This window comes from Leptospira saintgironsiae, from assembly GCF_002811765.1.
Classification (GTDB): Bacteria; Spirochaetota; Leptospiria; order Leptospirales; family Leptospiraceae; genus Leptospira_B; species Leptospira_B saintgironsiae.
In genome coordinates this window covers 13095-32542 of record NZ_NPDR01000008.1, presented here as the reverse complement: position 1 = coordinate 32542, position 19448 = coordinate 13095, and the positions used below count along the sequence as shown (strand labels likewise).

13 protein-coding genes, 1 tRNA gene and 1 riboswitch are annotated in these 19448 nt (G+C 39.4%); of the genes, 9 read left to right on the top strand and 5 right to left on the bottom strand.

Annotation, left to right across the window (positions count from 1 at the left end; all coding sequences use genetic code 11):
- Positions 1-53: 53 nt before the first annotated feature.
- From CH362_RS15930 to CH362_RS15915, 4 genes are all read left to right on the top strand, one after another.
- Positions 54-7775, top strand: coding sequence for an HYD1 signature containing ADP-ribosyltransferase family protein (locus CH362_RS15930; RefSeq protein WP_100711318.1), 7722 nt, complete (start codon positions 54-56; stop codon positions 7773-7775).
- A complete protein-coding gene (locus CH362_RS15925) occupies positions 7772-8020 on the top strand; it encodes a hypothetical protein (protein ID WP_100711317.1) in 249 nt (82 codons plus the stop codon). The genes CH362_RS15930 and CH362_RS15925 overlap by 4 nt, the downstream gene beginning before the upstream one ends.
- The gene (locus CH362_RS15920) at positions 7999-8472 is read left to right on the top strand and encodes a macro domain-containing protein (protein ID WP_244280620.1); all 474 of its coding nucleotides are present in this window, start codon (positions 7999-8001) and stop codon (positions 8470-8472) included. Before CH362_RS15925 ends, CH362_RS15920 begins: the two co-directional genes overlap by 22 nt.
- Before the next feature lie 233 nt (positions 8473-8705).
- Positions 8706-8945, top strand: coding sequence for a hypothetical protein (locus CH362_RS15915; RefSeq protein ID WP_008593308.1), 240 nt, complete (start codon positions 8706-8708; stop codon positions 8943-8945).
- Positions 8946-8953: 8 nt separating this feature from the next.
- On the opposite strand, the gene CH362_RS15910 is transcribed toward CH362_RS15915, so the two are convergent.
- A tRNA-Phe gene (locus CH362_RS15910) sits at positions 8954-9026 on the bottom strand.
- A 39-nt stretch (positions 9027-9065) separates the two neighbouring features.
- Between CH362_RS15910 and CH362_RS15905 the strand changes: the two genes are divergently transcribed.
- Entirely contained in the window at positions 9066-9767 is a 702-nt protein-coding gene (locus tag CH362_RS15905) for a protein-L-isoaspartate O-methyltransferase family protein (protein WP_100711315.1), read from the top strand.
- 17 nt (positions 9768-9784) lie between these two features.
- Here CH362_RS15905 and CH362_RS15900 read toward each other — a convergent pair whose 3' ends face one another.
- Both CH362_RS15900 and CH362_RS15895 read right to left on the bottom strand, forming a co-directional pair.
- Positions 9785-10678, bottom strand: a complete 894-nt coding sequence (locus CH362_RS15900; RefSeq protein WP_100711314.1) for a porin OmpL1 — start codon at positions 10676-10678, stop codon at positions 9785-9787.
- Positions 10679-10936: 258 nt separating this feature from the next.
- On the bottom strand, positions 10937-11839 hold the full coding sequence (locus tag CH362_RS15895) for a porin OmpL1 (RefSeq protein ID WP_100711313.1): 903 nt from the start codon (positions 11837-11839) through the stop codon (positions 10937-10939).
- A 342-nt stretch (positions 11840-12181) separates the two neighbouring features.
- Positions 12182-12274, top strand: a riboswitch (TPP riboswitch).
- Between the two features lie 115 nt (positions 12275-12389).
- Between CH362_RS15895 and thiC the strand changes: the two genes are divergently transcribed.
- Together thiC and CH362_RS15885 are read left to right on the top strand one after the other, a co-directional pair.
- Positions 12390-13979 carry a phosphomethylpyrimidine synthase ThiC gene (thiC, locus tag CH362_RS15890; RefSeq protein ID WP_100711312.1) on the top strand — a complete coding sequence of 530 codons (1590 nt, stop codon included), beginning with the start codon at positions 12390-12392 and terminating at the stop codon, positions 13977-13979.
- A gap of 50 nt (positions 13980-14029) precedes the next feature.
- Positions 14030-14752: a hypothetical protein gene (locus CH362_RS15885; protein WP_100711311.1), complete on the top strand. Its 723-nt coding sequence runs from the start codon at positions 14030-14032 to the stop codon at positions 14750-14752.
- A gap of 12 nt (positions 14753-14764) precedes the next feature.
- On the opposite strand, the gene CH362_RS15880 is transcribed toward CH362_RS15885, so the two are convergent.
- Positions 14765-14971 (bottom strand): hypothetical protein, encoded by a 207-nt coding sequence (locus CH362_RS15880; RefSeq protein ID WP_100711401.1) that lies wholly within the window; start codon positions 14969-14971, stop codon positions 14765-14767.
- A gap of 364 nt (positions 14972-15335) precedes the next feature.
- On the opposite strand from CH362_RS15880, the gene CH362_RS15875 reads away from it, so the two are divergent.
- Together CH362_RS15875 and lepB are read left to right on the top strand one after the other, a co-directional pair.
- Complete coding sequence (locus CH362_RS15875; RefSeq protein WP_208859601.1) at positions 15336-16253, top strand: class 1 isoprenoid biosynthesis enzyme; 918 nt, start codon at positions 15336-15338, stop codon at positions 16251-16253.
- Between the two features lie 46 nt (positions 16254-16299).
- The gene (gene lepB, locus CH362_RS15870) at positions 16300-17343 is read left to right on the top strand and encodes a signal peptidase I (RefSeq protein ID WP_165780281.1); all 1044 of its coding nucleotides are present in this window, start codon (positions 16300-16302) and stop codon (positions 17341-17343) included.
- Position 17344: 1 nt separating this feature from the next.
- On the opposite strand, the gene CH362_RS15865 is transcribed toward lepB, so the two are convergent.
- Positions 17345-19432, bottom strand: coding sequence for a PP2C family protein-serine/threonine phosphatase (locus tag CH362_RS15865; RefSeq protein WP_100711308.1), 2088 nt, complete (start codon positions 19430-19432; stop codon positions 17345-17347).
- Between the last annotated feature and the right edge of the window lie 16 nt (positions 19433-19448).

Genomic DNA, 19448 nt, shown 5'->3' with positions numbered 1-19448 from the left:
ATTTATTTTGAAGAGGCGTATCTGAATCCGCACTATAAAGTCAAAGGAATCCGATGTTCAACGGCGATAAATTAAAAACTAGAAGAGAGATTGTTTCACGTAGAGGAAATCTTTTACGGACTGTACTCGTTTTAACCTGCACATTCTCTTTATCTTCCTGCTATGAAGGCGGAGGGGTTAATCATTTACTCTCTAAGGTTTTTAGTTTTTCGTTCGGAAGTTTAGCGCAATCGACTTCCTTTCCTTCCCCAGGCTCTGCACCTTCTCCTGAAGGAAGTGATCTGTATTCTATTTCGACAAATTATAGTTCGGCAATCGACGACCCTGAAAGTAAGGCTAATCCGCTTTCAGGTGCTGTTTTTATTTCTCCACCTGAACCTAATAATTTTGGAGCAGTATCTCTAAACTATCCTATAGAAATCACGCCAGGAAGAGCGGGAATACAACCTAATCTTGGTCTTACATATTCCTCTTCCGGCGGAGACGGCTGGCTGGGAGTAGGTTGGAATCTTGGGATGGGAAGCATCATCCGGACTCCTGAATATGGGGCTTTGTATTACGATGCGAGAGACAGTTTTTCCTGGAATGGAAAGAAATTAATCAAGGTATCGGGTGATTCTTCAAATGAGAATGGAACCTATCGCCCTGAGGTCGTAGGAGAAGATTTTACAATTTTACGACTAACGAATATCGAGAACGGCGGAATTTGGGAAGTAAGAGATTCGTCCGGTCAAAAATCGATTTATGGTCAGACTTCTTCCAGCAGAATTTATGATCCAAATAAAATTACCAAAACATATAGTTGGAATCTATCACAAGTAGAGGATACGAATGGGAATTTTATGGATATTGAATATGATACTTCCGAATATTCTGATAACCGTATTTTATACTTAAAGGAAATCAGATATACTGGTAATTCACGTAGCGGAGTCAGTGCGAAACAGTATGTTCGTTTCATTACTAAAACCCGTGATGATTCTTATGTGAATAAGGTTCCAGGCTACGTCATGAAAATGAATAAACTTCTGGATAAGATCCAAATTGGATATAATGGAAGCAAACTTTGGGAATATCGGATGATATATGAAATTTCCAACGACTCCGGCCGACCTAAACTTGTAAGCGTAGACTCAGATCGAAATACTACTAAACCTACGTTTGAATACCAAACAGCTTCTCGTACTTTGATTTGGCAAAATGTGGCTAACGCATTCTCTTCTGAACCCGAAGATGTACCGGGAGATTCTCAATTATTTGAAGGAGATTTTAACGGGGATGGAATTTCCGATATTGTCTTTTTTAATTCTAAGACAGGTAATTGGAAGGCCGCGGAAGGAAAACCTGGTGGCGGATATTTATTTAAGACCTATGCGAGTCGTTACCAAGGCTATGATAACATAGATAAGATACGATTTTTTAAAGGAAATGTAAGCGGTGATTATAACGGAGACGGGAGAGCAGATATAGCTTTTTATCTTCCTCAAACACGCGATTTCATAGTAGCTGAACATAACGGGAGTAACTTCCAATTTAAAAATTATGGCAGGTTGATGACCGGTATTCCGGATATATTTAGAATGGAATGGTTTCCAGGTGATTACGATGGGAATGGTCTTTCTGACGCTGTCCTATTCGATGAGCCTACTGGTCAATGGACATTAATGCTCAATAAAGGTGGGCAATTCGAATTCTTAAAGTTCTCCAGCAAATTTAAGAATCTATATCGTGGAGATTATAATCCTGACGGTAATATGGATAGCCAATCCACTACAGATATTTCCAGGCAAGGGAAGGGAAGAATTAGCGCTAACTTTCTCGTAGGAGATTATAATGGAGATGGAAGAACCGATATTTCTCTTTATGATGCTCGTTCAGGCAAGTGGATCGTCGGAGAAAATAATAGGAATCCAGATACCTCGAGCCCTCTCTATTTTAAATTCGATTGGTATGTTTATAAAGTTTTCACTGCTCCGGAACAACGTTTATTTACTCAAGATCGCTTTTCTGGAGATTTCGACGGGGATGGATTCTCGGATTTCTTGGTATTCGATAGATCCAGTGGGGATTGGATTTTAGGACAAACTGGTGACCGCACGATCAATTTTAGAGTTTGGTCTCGTGCTCCTCAATTTAAAGAAATCACCAAATGGTTGCAAGGTGACTTTAATGGAGATGGAAGTACGGATATCGGTTTTTACTCCGCAAGTGATGGTAAGTTTTGGATAGGTGAGGCTACAGGTACTGGATTTCGTTATCGTGTTTATAGCGATATGAATTACGGACCTTCTGCGGAGCGAGTCATGAAATCACCTTTACCTTTGGATGAGGTGACTATAGCCAAGGCTTCCGCAGTCGTTCAGGCTGCGTCTGATACTAAAACTATACTCTTAGATTACGCATACGACGGTAGCGATTTTCCAAATAGAGGAGAGCTTGCATTTCCAGGATGTTTTACAGTAAACGATTGCTCTACTTCTCCCGAACTTTTGATCTATAATAGAAAAACTACAAAATTTGATATCAGGATCGGCGCTGCGACAACTACAGGAGTATTTTCTGACTTTAATCCGGAACTTTCCGGATTAAGGATCGCTAATAATGGAAAGACGGATCGGTTCACGAGAAATACAAAAGACGAGGTCTTATTCTATCAAGAGTCCGGAACTAGTAATATTTTCTCAGCTCTTAGAAATGCCTCCTCTGCTTCTTTCGAAAAAGTAAATTTTGCCTCTTTTACTGATTCGGAAGTGGGAAATTTTTATTACGATGATACCGCCTATCTAATAGATAATTTTTCGAGTTCGAGTGTTAAGTCTGTTCTGATCTTTGATGATCAACCCACCGCTGGTGGCGCGACGGGTAAATTACTATTAAGTGGGCCAACAGGTAATCGTGCTCTCATTCCGATGGGAGCACTCACTCAAACGAATCTTACAAACTTTTTTCGATTGGGAACGAGTGGGCAAAATAGATTAAGGAGAAAGGATTTCAGCCTTTTCTCCGGGAATTTTCTGGGAGCGAGTGATGGAACTTCTCAGCTTCTAATAGTGGATCGTTCTACTTCTACTCATACCTGGTATATAGGCGTTGTGGATGCTTTGAATTCTAAAATTACATTCACAAAGTTAGGAGTGATTGGGACGCCGAATCTTCCACTTACATCCATCGAATTCGATCCTAAAATTTCGGCAGGAATATCATACGGTTTGTATCCAGAATCGAGCGGCAAATCCATTATGCTTGGAAAATCTATCGGAGATAATTCTACTTTTTATAAGTTCAAGATATCTGGCGGAAATGTAAGTTCGGCTTCTTATTCTGGTATTTCAGCTATCTTCAATGGGGAATTCGATAATACCGGAAATCCTCTCGTAGTTCAATTCGATACCAAAAAGATCTATGATATTACGAAAGTTGCATCCGTTGCATTGCCGGGATCTGATTTGATAAACGAAGTGGATCGTTCAGATCTATTTTCTAAAATTTATCCTTTTGAATGGATCCAAGGTGATTATAACGGAGATGGAATTACAGATATTGGGATCATTCATTTGCGTGAACCGACGTGGTACTATGCCATGTCTACCGGTTCCGTTCCTGATATAATTAATAAGATCAAGAATGGAATCGGAGGTATCTACAATTTAGAATACGATAATTCTACTAAATTCGATAATACAGGTGGAGATGGGATTCCTGATCTACCGGCTTCCTATCGCGTATGCACAAAAATTATAGCCGATGATGGTTTTGGGAATCGTATCCAAAAATCCTATCAGTATAGTGGTGGGGTAGCATTCTCCGCATTCATAAACGGTAAAAAAGAGACAGATTATTTCGGATTCACTAACTTCTCCATGAAGGATAGTCTAGGAGCAAGTACTGTCCACACTTTCCATAGTATGCCATATTCAGATTTTATGATGAACCGTGCCTTAGCTGGAGCGGAAAAAGAAATGCATATTCTTGGATCTGATAACCAGGATTACGGAAAGTCACTGACATCTTACGATGTAAAAAAGATGGAAGTTTCTCCAGGAGTCGCGACCTATGTGGCTTATTCTACAAAGAAGGAAAACTTCTTGTCGGGAGCAAAAACTACTACAAGTACGAACCTTCTCACGATAGATAGTTATAGCATCACGAAGAAGGTGGAAAGTGTAACTGATCATTACGAGGATGCATCCCATTCTTCAGAAACAATCGTAAATTCTTTCGATTTCGAGACAGATACAACCACCAATGAACGTCGGATCAAAAAATCCGTTTCGTTCCAGGGAAGTAATACCGAAAAAACTGCACTCATGACCTACGATTCTCTCGGGAATCTTACTAAGACTGTTACTTCTTATACAGGAAGTGGCCTACCTGCGACCAAAACTTCTATTATAGAATATGCATATGACACGCTTGGAAATAAAGTATTAGAGAAGGATTCGAGCTCCGCCCCAGCAAGAGGAAAAGAATTCGTTTATGACGATGATCTCCGGCAGTTCGTAAAAGAATCTACTGCATTCGGTGGTGGAATTCGTTTTAAGACTACATATGTAATCGATTATGCCAATGCTTTTGGAAATCCTACCAGGGTAACCGATCCTAATGGAAACAAAACCGAATATGAATATGACCTATACGGTCGTATTACCGAGACTAGCGCAGATACAGATTCTGGGACCAAAACTCTCGCTACCTATAATTACAGTTCTAATTTTCCTCTTAGTGCTTTAACAAACTTAGGAACAGGAACCGGAGATCCGGACTTTTCCCTCCGCAAATATTCAGATGGTTTAGGTAGAGCAATCTACCAGGTTAAAACTGCTTCTAATGGAAAGTTCGTTCGCACTGGAAGAATCGTATACGATTCAGTAGGAAGAGTAGCTCGAATTGGACAGCCAGATTGGGCGGATGGTTCCGAATTGGATAGTTTTGCTCTTCATATGGAAGAGAAGAATCCGACTTATTTTGAATACGATGCAATTGGAAGACAGACTAAAACTATTCTTCCACAAGCAGCAGGGGAAACGACTGCTAGTTTTGCAACTACAACTTACACTGGTGCATTCGAAGTCCTGGTGCAAACAAGTGGAGGAACGAGAAAAAGAACCATCCAGAATGCACGAGGCAAGAGTCTATTCGTAGAAGATTCAGGAACCGATGGAACAAGCGCTCAAATTGGTTTTTGTTATGATCTTTCTGGGAACCTAGTCAAAAAATCCGACCTAAACGGAACGAATCTGAGTTGCGGAGATATTGCAACAGGGATTAACCAAAAGGATCTATCTGGAAAAAACCAAGCATATTGGCAATACGATGCTTTTGGTCAATTGATTACACAAAGCGATCCCGATTTAGGAATTACGAAAAACGAATATAACGCTTTTGGCGATCTGACTAAGACTACCGATGCCAGGGCGTATATTACTCAAATCACTTATGACTCTTTTGGTCGTATGATCCTCAAGGAATTACAAGACGGAGATGTTCATTATACTTATGATTCCGGATATGGAAGTGAGAACGCTCTTGGAAAACTGGTCTCAGTCGATAGTGCATCTCAACTTAAGACATTCAGTTATGATAAATTAGGAAGACCTAAAAAAGAAACTAGAGTTATCAAAGGGATTCCTCTGCAAGATGCCGGAGGGCCGTACGAAACAAATTATACCTACGATTTATTAGGAAGGGTAGCCACCATCCATTATCCGGAACATCCGGTTAGTCATACCAGGATGAAAGCTTGCTACACTTATGGTAGTGCGGGATATATCACAGGAATTTCGGTACAAGTAAATACGAACGGAATTTTACCTGGATTCTGTGGCAAAACCATCGTAGAGAACATTGCATACAATGAATTCGGCCAAACTGCCGGATTCAATTTGGGGAATGGAGTCCAAACCGATTATACGTACGACGTAAAACAGAGATTAGTAAGGATCCATTCTTCTGGAGATGTAGACGGAACTACTAAGGTTCTACAAGATGCAGTCTATGCATTTAATGAGAACAATAATATAGTAGGAATCTCTAATACTGCTTCCGAGTATAATACGAATTATACCTACGATTATGACGGACTCAATCGACTTGTAAATGCAAGCGGGGTCTATACGGAGTCTGCGGATAATTATACCAAAAACTTCCGCCAGAGTTTTGATTATGCTCAAAACGGAAATCTTCTGAAAAAACGACGCCATGATTTCGCTGGTGGTCAAGTTGTAGATGAATGGGCTTACCAATACCAAAACCACCAGGTCACAAAAATTGATTCTACTCAATCTGGACTGAGCACGCTGCAAATGGGGTACGATGCAGTCGGGAATATGACTACCCAGACTGATAATTCCAAGGATCTTAAAAAACAGATCCATTTCGATTCAGAAAATCGGATCAGTTTTGTAGAAGATAAGGACGGAGCCGAGGTAGGAAGATATTGGTATGACGAAGGAGGTTTCCGAGTTCGGAAAACTGCTCTTGTACCGAAAGGCGCCGAAATCAAAAACCAGCAAATCCTGTATCCTAGTAAATTCTACGGTCTTGAATACGTAGAAGAAGATAATACTCTACAAAGCATTAATAATATTTATCTGAATGGTGTCCGGATCGCCGCACTGAACGAGGATGGGGTTGCGGCTTACTTCTTAACGGATCAGGTAGATTCAGTAGGTCAAATCCTGGATGATAATGCCCATACTGTCAGTCGTATACAATACGAGCCATACGGAGAAACATTCGTCCAAAGAGGAAACCAAAACTTCAGTCCTAAATATAATTCCCAGGAACTGGATCAAGAAACTAGTTTCTATTTTTATAATGCACGTTATTACGATCCGCAAATTGCGAGGTTTGTCAGTGCGGATACGGTGATTGACGGAGCAAGTTCAACGCAAGGTTGGAACCGGTTTTCTTATGTAGCTGGAAATCCGATTCGATTTAGGGATGCGACAGGACATGAGAGAACGGTCGGTGAGAAAGTTGAGCAACTTCTCCTTGGTATTCCAGAAGGAGTTCCAAATTGGTTCGTAGGTGTTTACGAAAATGCGGTTAGTTTTCTCAGTAGCCCGAACGCGCATATAGAGAAGGACATGCAAAGGCAGGCTGAATTAGGGAGGAAATATCCGTTAAAAGCCAAAATTGAGCTATTAAAAGCTCAATCAGATGGTCTTAAGGAATCCTTTCTCAATACTACTGATTTTGCTTTCGAGATGTATGATAACATTGTTTCTTCTGTTGATCCGTGGAGAGCGACAGGAAATGCAATTGGTAGCACAGCAACCGGCTTTGGAGTAGGCTATGCTACTGGCCAGGTCGTCCGTTTTGCCAAGGGCAGTACAGCTAAAACAATTACTGGTAATTTAAGGAGGGTCAGTCTCGGGCATGGCTGGGGGGCCGGTTATAAATCAATATCCCCTTGTGCAATTTCGGAAACTAAGACGATTTTATATCACTACACTAGCGAAGCAGGTTATATTGGCATTATGGAGTCGAGTGAACTTCTTGCTTCAATTGGAACAAAAAATGCTAGATATGGTTCAGGACAATACTTCACAGATATTGCTCCCGGTACTTTTACTTTGGGAGAAACTTCATCTCGTCTGTTTGGAGTTCCATGGAATAAGAAGTATTTATCTCATTATCTTGAAATAGATGTTACAAATTTGAATGTTGTGAAGAATAAGCCGTATAATTATATGGTGCCTGGTGAAGGCAGTTTGGATTTAACTGGTAGAATACTGGGTAGTGGAAAAACCCAGTTTAAATCGAAAAAATGAGCGATGTTTTTATAAAGAAATATTGGGAAGAAGAAGATGTAACATATTACCTTCATTTTCGAAACGGCGAAGCTATACGCCAAATTGAGGTTTCCCCAGCGAGTATCGTCTTTACATCACTGGATTATCCAGTTAAAGGAGATCATATGCTTTATGATAAAAGTCTTGATGATCTTGAGTTGGATCATCAAGACTTTATCACTGAGGATGAATTTAACGAGGTTTGGAACTCAATACAAGCATGATTAAATATGTAGAAAATGGAAATATTTTCGACTTATCCGGCGTATTTAATTATGCCCATGGTTGTAATTGTGCTGGGGCCATGGGAAAAGGAATCGCCTTACAGTTTAGGAAACGGTTTCCTTTAATGTACGAAGAGTATAAGTTACTATGTTCAAAAAAACAATTTGGATTAGGTGATGTATTTGTTTATGAGTATGAACAGGGGGTTGTTTTTAATTTGGGTACTCAAACAACTTGGAAATCAAAGGCAGATTTAAATGCAATAGGTGATGCAATATGCAAAATGTTTGAGGAAGCTCTTAAAAGAAATATCAATAAAATTGCGATGCCTAAAATTGGGGCTGGGCTTGGCGGTCTAATGTGGAATGATGTCAAAAAAATAATTGAAAATTCGTCTGATCAATATCCTGATATTGCACTCGTTATTGTTGAGAATTATTCGGCAAACTAGTTCGTTTAGTAATTTTCTTAACTTTCCCTTGTAATATTCTCTCTTCCTAAAAACTTATTCTGTTCTTGAAGCTCTTCATCCTAACTCTCTCATTTCTACTCTTCACACCCCAAAAATACGATTCATTCCGCAGAAGCCAAAATAGAATAACATTCTTCCTAAATCGAAAACCGTACGAAACCGTAGAATAAATCTCTTTCCAAAAGATCTAGACTTGATAGAGCAGTAGAATCATGAAATACTTAGAAACTTCTCAAATCATCCCAGCTAAAGGGATGTCTTACACGATGTACGAAATCGAAGGGGAGGATCAGATTTTACGGATGCTTACTTATATACCGGACACGGACGAGATACATATCTATCCCAAACCACCGGTGAAAAAATTATATAAGCCCGAACTTTGCAAACAAGTGGAAGATCTGGTATTTACCGAATTATGGAAATTGGGAGAGGAAAGAAAGAACGGATAAGAGGGTTTTGGCTTCGGGCAGAATCGAACTGCCGACACAAGGATTTTCAGTCCTCTGCTCTACCGACTGAGCTACAAAGCCGAACCCATAACCAAAATATTGAGTCAGGCCTATACGTCAATGGAAAATCCTGATTTAGGCTTCGTCTCCAGATTTGATGATGCGGGGACTGTTCTTGCAAGAGAAAGAATGGTCCGAACACAAATCTCTGAAAGAGGGATCAAAGACCCAAATTTACTTTCCGCATTTCTAAAAGTCCCCAGACATATTTTCCTGCCTGAACGAACCAGAGAATATTCTTACGAAGACAAAGCAGTACCGATCGGGGACGAACAAACCATTTCCCAGCCTTATATAGTCGCATACATTGCCGATCAACTTCGGGTTAGATCTGGAGATACAATTTTAGAAATAGGCACAGGTTCCGGATATTTGGCGGCAATTTTGGATTTGCTCGGAGCAAAACTTCTATCCATGGAAATCGTGCCTGAATTGTATGAAAGATCTTTAGGAGTTTTGGAAGATTGGTCTCCTGGATTTACCAAAAGAAACAAACTTTTGTTTGGAGACGCGAACCTACTTACACAAACAAAAGGGAAATTTTCCAAATTTGTATCTTCTGCATGTTTTCCAAAACTTCCAGGACCCGGAAGTTTGGTTTTTGAATCTCTTTCGGAAGAAGGGATCTCAGTTCTTCCGGTAGAATGGAAAGAAGAAGTCCAGCTTCTTCTTACTTTAAGAAAAAAACAAAATCAATTTGAAGAAACAAATCGATTGCCTGTAAAGTTTGTACCACTCTTGGGAAGAACCGATCTGGTCTGAGCAGTCCTTTGCGAAAATCAGATTTCGTGTTTGTATCCGAATCTATACTGGTTTCCACCAAGAACTTGAGGATAAGCAACGGAAGGTGCTAGGCCAACTGCACCACCTTCTGATCTTGGATGGGCAATACCATATTTGAAGGAGAACAGAGTTTCAACTTCCATATAGATATGACCTTTGTCGGAAATTTTGGATTGAGCTCCGATCAACCAGTTTGGAGCGATTCCGGAAACATTAAATTTAGTGCTTTCCCAATTTGCAGAAGGATCTGTTCCATCGGCAACTAGACCTAGAACAGTTGTATCTGTAATATTTGCATTGACTAAAAAATCATGCACATCATTCAAACGATTATTCCCAGCTAAACTCCATCCACCTTTGAAGTAATGAACGCCTGCGCCGATATAAATTGCAGCATCTTCTGAAACTGAAAGTTTGATCCCTACGTTGACCGGGATTTGGATAGCATTATAATCCCAGGTCATATGATAGAAAGATTGTCCTGCAAATTTTGCTTCTGTATCTCCACCCATTATCTTGCGAGTATAATGTGCATTCACTCTCCAAAAGAAAGCCTTTCCAAAATCCTGCTCATATCCTAAAGAGAGAGTAAGTCCTGTCATTGCTCCGTTTGTTTTAGCACTGATCAAACCGTTGGAAGAGTGTTGCAATGTGAGCAAACGGTTTTCAGCAATGACAGCTCGACGAGGAAGAACTCCCGTAGTCCCATCTGTCGCAGTTGCCTTGTAATTAGTGGAAGAATCCAAACCATCAGTGGAGATAGTGCTTCCTAAATCTCCCAAATCAAATTGTAGCCCAGCACTACCCATAACATACGATTTTGCATTTAAATAGATTCCAGGTAATAAGAATAGAAGGATCAGAAATGTTTTTTTGGCGGTTTGTATCATGGACTGTCTCCAGAGCGAGTTTTCAACATTTTCACTGGAAATCGATACACCCTAAGCTATCCATCGTTTTTTCGTTTTAGGCTATTACATGATCGTTATGTGATAAAATCTATTGGAGCGTATTTATACCCTTAGGGATGGAGAAACTTATATTTCGCTTATTAATTTAGGAAGAAAGCTAACGTTTATAGGGAGGAAGTGAAAATAAAAAAGGCCCTCCTTGCGGAGAGCCTTTGCACACAAACAAAGATCTAAGAATTAGATTTCGTGTTTGTATCCGAATCTGTATTGGTTTCCACCAAGAACTTGAGGATAAGCAACAGAAGGAGCTAAGCCAACTGCGCCACCTGCAGATCTAGGGTGAGCAATACCGTATTTGAAGGAGAACAGAGTCTCAACTTCCATATATAGGGAACCTTTGTCGGAAATTTTAGTTTGAGCTCCGAGCAACCAGTTTGGAGCAACTCCGGAAACTTGGAAGGTGGTTTTTTCCCAGTTAGCAGAAGGATCAGTTCCATCAGCAACTAGTCCCAATATTGTATTTAGACCAGGCGTAGTTGGAGGTAGTGCTGACAACGCGTTGTGAACATCGCTCAAACGGTTGCTTCCTGCTAAACTCCATCCACCATTGAAGTAGTGAACCCCTGCTCCAATATAGAAGGATGTATCTTCAGTAACGGACATTTTGATACCAACGTTGACAGGAACTTGAAGAGCATGGTAGTCCCAAGTGATATCGTAGAAAGTTTGTCCTGCAAATTTAGCGTTAGTCTCTCCACCCATAACTTTACGAGTGTAGTGTGCGTTAACTCTCCAGAAAAAAGCTTTTCCAAAATCTTGCTCATATCCTAAGGAAAGAGTAAGACCAGTCATAGCACCGCTAGTCTTAGCGCTGATCAATCCCATTGTAGTGTGCTGCAAACTGAGCAAACGGTTTTCAGGGATGATTGCACGACGAGGTAGAACTCCTGTAGTTCCGTCCGTGGCAGTAGCCTTGTAGTTAGTGGAAGAATCCAAACCGTCAGTTGCAATTGTATCGCCCAATGATCCAAGGTCAAATTGAAGACCGAGGCCTCCAGTGATATAAGACTTTGCGCTTAAGCCGAATGAAGAACAGATTACGGCGAAAACTAGCAAAGCTTTCGTGATGTTACGAACCATTTAAATAGCTCCTTAAACTTTTCGTATAGTAGAGTGGTTTTTCACCTGGACCATTTATGTCTATATCTTGGGCCCAAGCGTTGGACAGGACAATATTGACGCAGACCTGAGTGTCAAACAGATATTCTGGATAAAATAAAAAAGTCCGTTATATCGGATTTTATTTTGAACATTTGTTGTAAAAAATAAACTTTCACTTCCTTCTTCATGTGGCTCTTAACATGTGTTCGTTAATTTTGTTTTTTAAAACTTTGAGAAAAATCAGTTAAATCTCTCTCTCGAATTCGAGTGAGAAGTTTCGGAAAAACTCCTTGCAAGACTAGAATTTAGGAATCCAATGGAGAGAACCGTTGGGGGTGGGACCAAAAGTCTCTGAGAGAGTCCCCGGAACCTGATCAGGATAATGCCTGCGAAGGGAAACGGAAAAAAACAAACGCCAGGGATCTAGGTCCGCGAAAGATTATAAATTTCGCATGGACTTCTTCCAGCGTCCCTTTTTCTTTTCCTCATCTTCAGATTCCGGAATTTTCCCCGACATGGGAGAAACACTATGGAATCCAATCAAACTAAAACTCCATTCGAAATTCCTCGAAAAGAGATACGCTTAAGCAACGGATCCGTTTACAGCGCTTATACTACGGAAGGCCCTTGGAAAGATGGATGGAATCCTTCCGATTGGAAGGCAGGAATTCCTAAACTTAGGGCAGAATGGGTCCGTAAGAGAAATTCGGGTCCTTCTCCTGTCGAAAATCATTCTCAAATGTATTTCGCAAAACAGGGATTAATAACCGAAGAAATGCAATATGTGGCACTTCGAGAAGGAATGGATCCTGAATTCGTAAGGAGTGAGATTGCGAGGGGAAGAGCGATCATTCCTTCTAACAAAAACCATCCGGAATTAGAGCCAATGATCATCGGTAAAAACTTTCTGGTGAAAATAAACGCAAATATAGGTAACTCTGCTCTTTCTTCCTCCATTGAAGAAGAAGTGGAGAAGTTACGCTGGTCTATCAAATGGGGAGCTGACACTGTGATGGATCTTTCTACAGGAAAAAATATCCATGAGACTAGAGAATGGATCATTCGTAATTCTCCTGTTCCGATCGGCACAGTTCCAATTTACCAAGCTTTGGAAAAAGTAAAAGGTAAGGCGGAGAATTTAAGTCTTTCTGTATTCTTGGAAACCTTAGAAGAGCAGGCGGAACAAGGTGTGGATTATTTTACAATTCACTCAGGAGTCCTTCTTAGATATATTCCTCTCACTTCTAAAAGAGTTACTGGTATTGTTTCCAGAGGTGGTTCCATCATTGCAAAATGGTGTTTAGCTCATCACCAGGAAAATTTCCTCTACACAGGTTTTGAAGAGATCTGTAAAGTAATGAAAAAATACGGAGTTTCCTTCTCCTTGGGTGACGGTTTACGTCCTGGAAGTATTGCAGATGCAAACGACGAGGCACAATTCTCAGAATTAAGGACCTTAGGGGAACTCACACAGATTGCTTGGAAAGAAGATATCCAGGTAATGATAGAAGGTCCAGGGCATGTTCCATTGGACAAGATCAAAGAGAATGTGGACTTACAGATGGAAATTTGTAAGGAAGCTCCATTCTACACATTAGGGCCTCTAGTGACTGATATTGCTCCCGGTTATGATCATATCACTTCTGCCATTGGTGCCGCGATGATAGGTTGGCATGGAACAGCAATGCTTTGTTATGTAACTCCAAAAGAACATTTGGGACTTCCTGATAAAGAAGATGTAAAACAAGGAGTAATTGCTTATAAGATCGCAGCTCATGCGGCGGACCTTGCCAAAGGACATCCCGGCGCTAAAGAAAGGGATGATCTATTGAGCAAAGCCAGATTCGAGTTCAGATGGGATGATCAGTTTGCACTTTCCTTGGATCCGGATACTGCTCAGTCCTTTCATGACGAAACACTTCCTCAGGATAGAATGAAAACTGCACATTTTTGTTCTATGTGCGGCCCTCATTTCTGCTCCATGCATTTGACCCAGGAGCTTCGAAAATACGCAGAAGAAAAGGGGCTTTCGGATGAAAAGGCCATGGAAGAGGGTTTCAAGGAAAAATCGGAAGAATTTTTAAATAAAGGCGGAACTGTCTACGTCTCCTCCGAGTAGCTTGACCTTTTCAAAGAAATTTGGAATCCTGGACCGGCTTTAGGACTTGTATGAAACAAAACCTCATTTTCGTATCCTTCTTATTGATTGCATCCGCGGCTTTTGCTCAAGGGAGTAATGATCTTGCTCCTGTTCCAGGCGAACTGGAACAGGCCGAAAGAAGAAGTTCCAGAAAATTTTTCATTGGAGGTTTTACCGCAAACGGTCTGAGTTGGTTCGGTTCAGGGATCCAATTTTCTTCTAAATTGGCTGCTTCTCTGCAATGGCAGGAACAAAGGGTGATCCAAAGATTCGATTTGGATGTAAATGGTGTACAATCAGATTTGTCAGGAATATTTACTCTTACAAATTCAGAAAAGATCCAAAGACAATTAGCACTTCAAATGGAGTGGTTTCCTTTTTCTGGTCCGTATTATTTTGCAGCGGGTGGGGGATTAGAAACTTATTCAGAAAAACAAAGAAAGACAGAGAGTGTTGTTCCGAGTGGAAATTATAAAGACTACGCTTGGAATATTTCCCAACAAAAACTTTTTCTGTCTGCTGGAGCGGGTTTTAGATATATTTTCACTTCAGGATTTTTTATTCATGTGGGTGGAAATATTCTATTCTATCCGGAAAGAGGCACTCATGAACAAAGAGGCTCTTACGGCACTAACACAAGTTGGGATTATAGACAATTGCAAAAAGATTGGCAAGAACCAGAGAAAGAAGGCCGAGCTCATCAGAATCCGTATGGAGCTCAACTCCAGATACTATTCGGTATAGCGATTTAAGAAATTTTAATATTAAGCAGAAGGTCTCGGGTCCATTGTTATATGACCCGATGTGGTCTTAAATGTCTCGATTACCTTGGAACATTCCCAAGTAGAAACATCATATCCTATTGTTTGGAACCAATTTTGTAAAAAATTAGGATCTTCTTTTTGTATGCTTAGCATGAATTGAGGATGATTAGCTTTTTCTGTATGAATGAAATCTAAAAAAGTTCTCAAACTATTTTCCACCGATTCCAGGAAGGTCTTCTTGGGATTTGAAATCTGCAAGAATAATATTAAGGTAATTACGGAATCCGTATTCCGAATTTATAATCTTCTAAAGATTCGATTTCGGTTAACAAGGAGTATAACGCATGTTTTTCGAAACTTTTGCGTAAATCAAGAGACATAATCTAATATTACATTCTATGTTTGAAATGTGAAGTTACCTTGATTGGGGTAAAACCTTTACCAAATTCTAAAATACTAAAATGGAATATTATTTCCGGAAAGAATCTTCAAAAAACCTTATTTATCACAAAAATTTCCTAGAAGAAATTAAATAAATGGTAAAAAAAAGAAAATTCTCCAAAATGTGGCCATGCAAAGGCTTGATTTCGGTCTTTCGGATAACCACGGAGAGGCGGAAGAATTCTGCAAGTTACTGAATCGTTCCGCTTTAAGCATTTGTTATGGATTGCCAATTTCTCTCAGGACTGAAGCGGTCTTATTTTTATATAAATATTCCCAAAACAGCATAACGGAAGGGTTCAATTTTTTAAGAAAATATTATAGCCCAAGTTATTCTATCCTGTATTGGATCAATGAATCTGCTCATGCCTTGCCTTGGGAAAATCCTTGGCTGACTTTACTTCTCGAATCTCATTCTTCTGCGTTATTACTTCATTCTCTGGACGATCATTTAACAGATGGATCCTTAAGAGCGAATCATATCATTCTCCAACTTAGGACCGAGGCTTGGACCAGATATGCACAATCTAGTAAATTATTCGGTAGAGAGGTGCATGATGGAGTTTTGATCGCGGAGGAATTCATTGATAGATATTTCAAATCTATAGTAGATTTGGGAATTGCGGAAAGTTTAGAGGCGCATCTATCCAGATTTCGTTCTCAAATGGGAATTTGGTCTTTGCAGCCGTACTTGCTCGCCAGATCGTTTTTTTCCAAAGACCAAGCTGAGCTTGTGAAAAGAATGTACGAATTTTTCGGCGTTGCTTGGAGACTTTTGGACGATTACCAGGATTTAAGCGAAGATTTAGAGAATGACGATATCTCTTCTATGATCTATTTTCTTCCGGAAGACAAAAGGCAGGACTGGAAAAGGGATAAAAAGCAGGAAATTTTAGGACTTTTCGAAGAAATACAATTAGAAAGGCAAATCTCTGATCTAATTAATTCTTATTTAAGTGAAGCTTCGAAACTCGCAGAAGATCTACATTTACCTAAATATTCAAACTCGTTGCTTTCTTTAAAAATTACGGAACCTAGCCGTGCCTGAATCCATTAGGAAGAGTATATTTTCTTTTTTGGCCGTCTTTTCTTCTGTGCGATTTACTATTTCTTACATTTTGAATCTTCTTTTACCTCCAGCAGGATTTCTGGTTTTAAAAGATATTCGTTCTTCAGTTGTTTTGGCTTCGGTAGTTTATCTTTTTCCCTTGGTGTTACTTTCCCTCTTTAGATTTTTCGGAGAAGGATTTTTATCTTACCTGATCTTTTGGATTTCCGCATTAGGAATATTAGCTTATCCGTTTTTGTTATTCTATTTCACTCGAAAATATTATTTCATACATGAAGAAGATAAAAATTTCTTCTTATTCTTTCCGTATGGAAAAATTTATATATTTGCGACTTTTCTAATATTCCTATTGGTGATCTCTATTTTTGGGACTAAACTTGTAAGAAAGTTTTGGATAGATGTTTATGAAATCAGATCAGACTCTATGGAGCCAAATTTTCAAAGGGGAGATCTAGTTTTAGTCCAAAAATCGGGCTTTGAACCAAAAAGGGGAGATGCCATCTTAAAAAGAACTGAGGAGAATGGAATTCTTCCTTCTCGACTTATCGGTTTGCCTAGAGACACTGTTTCTTATAAATATTCTCAGGAAAATCTTCCTGCATTAACTGAAATCAATGTAAATGGGATCCCTATCCGCTCCGGAGAATTCAATCGAGATTTCGTAAATCTGGGGGAGAATGGAGAAAGAACCAATCTAAATCATTCTCTGGATGAAACCAATTTCGGGAAAACATACAGAACGATTTATTCCAGCGAAAGTCCTCAGTCAGTATTATCTCTCTTTTTGTATTTTCCGTTTAAAGTGATTACTTTGGGAAATGACCAATATGTTGCTTTGGAAGACAATAGGACCTATGGAATAGTTCCTATCTTCTATCCTCCATTAGAAAAAAAGGATATAGTCGGAAAGATCTCGATCAGAATATTTTCTGTTAACTGGAAAGATTCTGAATGTAGAGAATTAGAGGAAGAATCTATACCTCTTTCCGGGCATCCTGAATGTGATCTTGGTGCTTTTCAAAAGTTTGCAAAGGCCCAAATCCGTTGGAAAAATATTGGATTTAACTAAATTATCCCAAATATTCTACGACTAACAAAGCCATATCATCTTGGTTTTGGAATTCCCCTTGGAAAGCTTGTACACCATGAATGACTGAATCACATAGATCTTCAGGATATTGATCCGAATTTTTTCTAAGCAAATCAGACAAACGATCTTCTCCGAAAAATTCCCCTTCTATGTTTCTTGAATCAGGAATTCCATCCGTATACAATACTACTTTATCTCCAGGTTTTAAATCCACAAATTCAGTTTGGTAAGTGGTCGGAATTGCTTCGTAGATCGCGACTCCTTTGGGTCTGTAAAATTCTACAACTCCACCTTTTCTTAAAACAAGGCATTCAGGATGCCCTGCATTTGCGATCAGTGTTTTGCCGGATCTTAGATCCACAGTAACTAAAGTTGCAGTGATAAAATGTCCGTCCAATTTTCCTTCAAATTGATTACGAATATGTAATAGAAGAGAAGATGGATCCTGAAGAAGAATTGACCAATCTCCCAGAGTCATTTTTAACATGGATGCTAAAAGTGCTGCAGAAACTCCATGGCCAGTTACATCCCCAATGAACATTCCCAAAGAACTTGTCGAAGGATCGTATATCACATCTAATAAGTCTCCACCAATCTCCATCATTGGTTTGTATCTGTATGAGATCCTTGCATTTGGTATAACAGGAAGTTCTCGAGGTAGAAGTGAGTTTTGGATCTTTCCTGCGATAGAAAGATCTTTTGCTAAAATTCTTCCTTTTTGTATTAATTCTGCTTTTTGGAGCTCTATAATTTGAGTTCTTTCTTCTACCTTTGTTTCCAAGGATTCGTTCAAGGATTTGAGTTTACCTTCTGATTTTTCTAAGGCTCTAAAAACTTCTGCGTATCTTTTAGCAAGAGCTAGGCTGAATAATAATGTTAAGCCTAAGAAACTTTCATTCACCCAAGGCTGGGCTTGGCCAAAACCTGCAAAACTAAGCACAGTGTAAAAAGATGATACAGCGACTAAAATTAAACCTGTGACCACCCATCGGAAGGAAAGTATACTGCTCCATCTATATCTGAAAAATATGTATAAAGTATTCATATAAAAGAATACTAATATGACTAAAAATATATGAAAGGCTACCTTTCCGAAATATTGGTGCCCGCCTGTGATCCCGTATTCCAGAGAAGGCCAGATGGTCAGCAGAATAAAAAGAAATTGTAATGTTCTTCCTGGAATATTTCGGGGTGCTTGAAAAATGCCGATTGTAAATTCATAAAATAGGATAGGAAGAAATGCTCCTAAAGAATATCCAAAGATAACCCAGGTCCAAGGAGAATCCACTACGTATTGGAACCAACCTTCGTAAGCAGGATACCAGATTGCTAAGGATAAATTTAAAAGAGCAAAAGAAAGATTAAATTTGTCTTGAGGCCTTCGGATATAGATGAACGCAAAAAAGAAGAAGGAAAAAAACTCCAAAGAGCTGAATAACAAAACTCTAAGAGCTTTTACCAGATAAACAGTTTGTATTTCCGAAAAACTGCCTACTACAGGATTTTCCATCATGTTCCTGGGGCCGTTAAAAGGGAATAATTGTAGTGCTAGTGTAACTTCTTCATTTTGGAATGGAATAACTACGATCCTTGGTTTGGAGGAATCTTCTGATTCTCCAGGTACGATCATTTGTTCTTTTCCTTCTGATTTTACTCCTAGATAACATCCTGATGGACAAAAAGGTATATAAGCAGAAATTAATATATCCAGATCGTTCTTACTTCTTTTAACGGAATGAAAGAATACAAAAGAGGAATCCTTTCTTTTAGGATTATAATTAGAGATATTAGAAGGTGCGGCTAAAAAAGATTCTATTTTGTAAGAATCTTGGCCGGAAGGATTTTCGGAATTTTGTCCTGGTAGAACTGGGAAATGTCCATGGAAAAAACTTCCGGGAGGAACTTCTGAAAACGCCCAATTAGAAATTATGTAAGGACTTTTGTCTTGTTCCCAATTTGTAGATGGGGTCTCCGATCCTGCGATTGGAGTAGGCCCTGAAGATCCACATCCCAGTAGGAGGACCAACATGAGAGAAACGATTGGTTTCTTTAGATTTTTTGTTTTCATTTCGCATGACCATTTT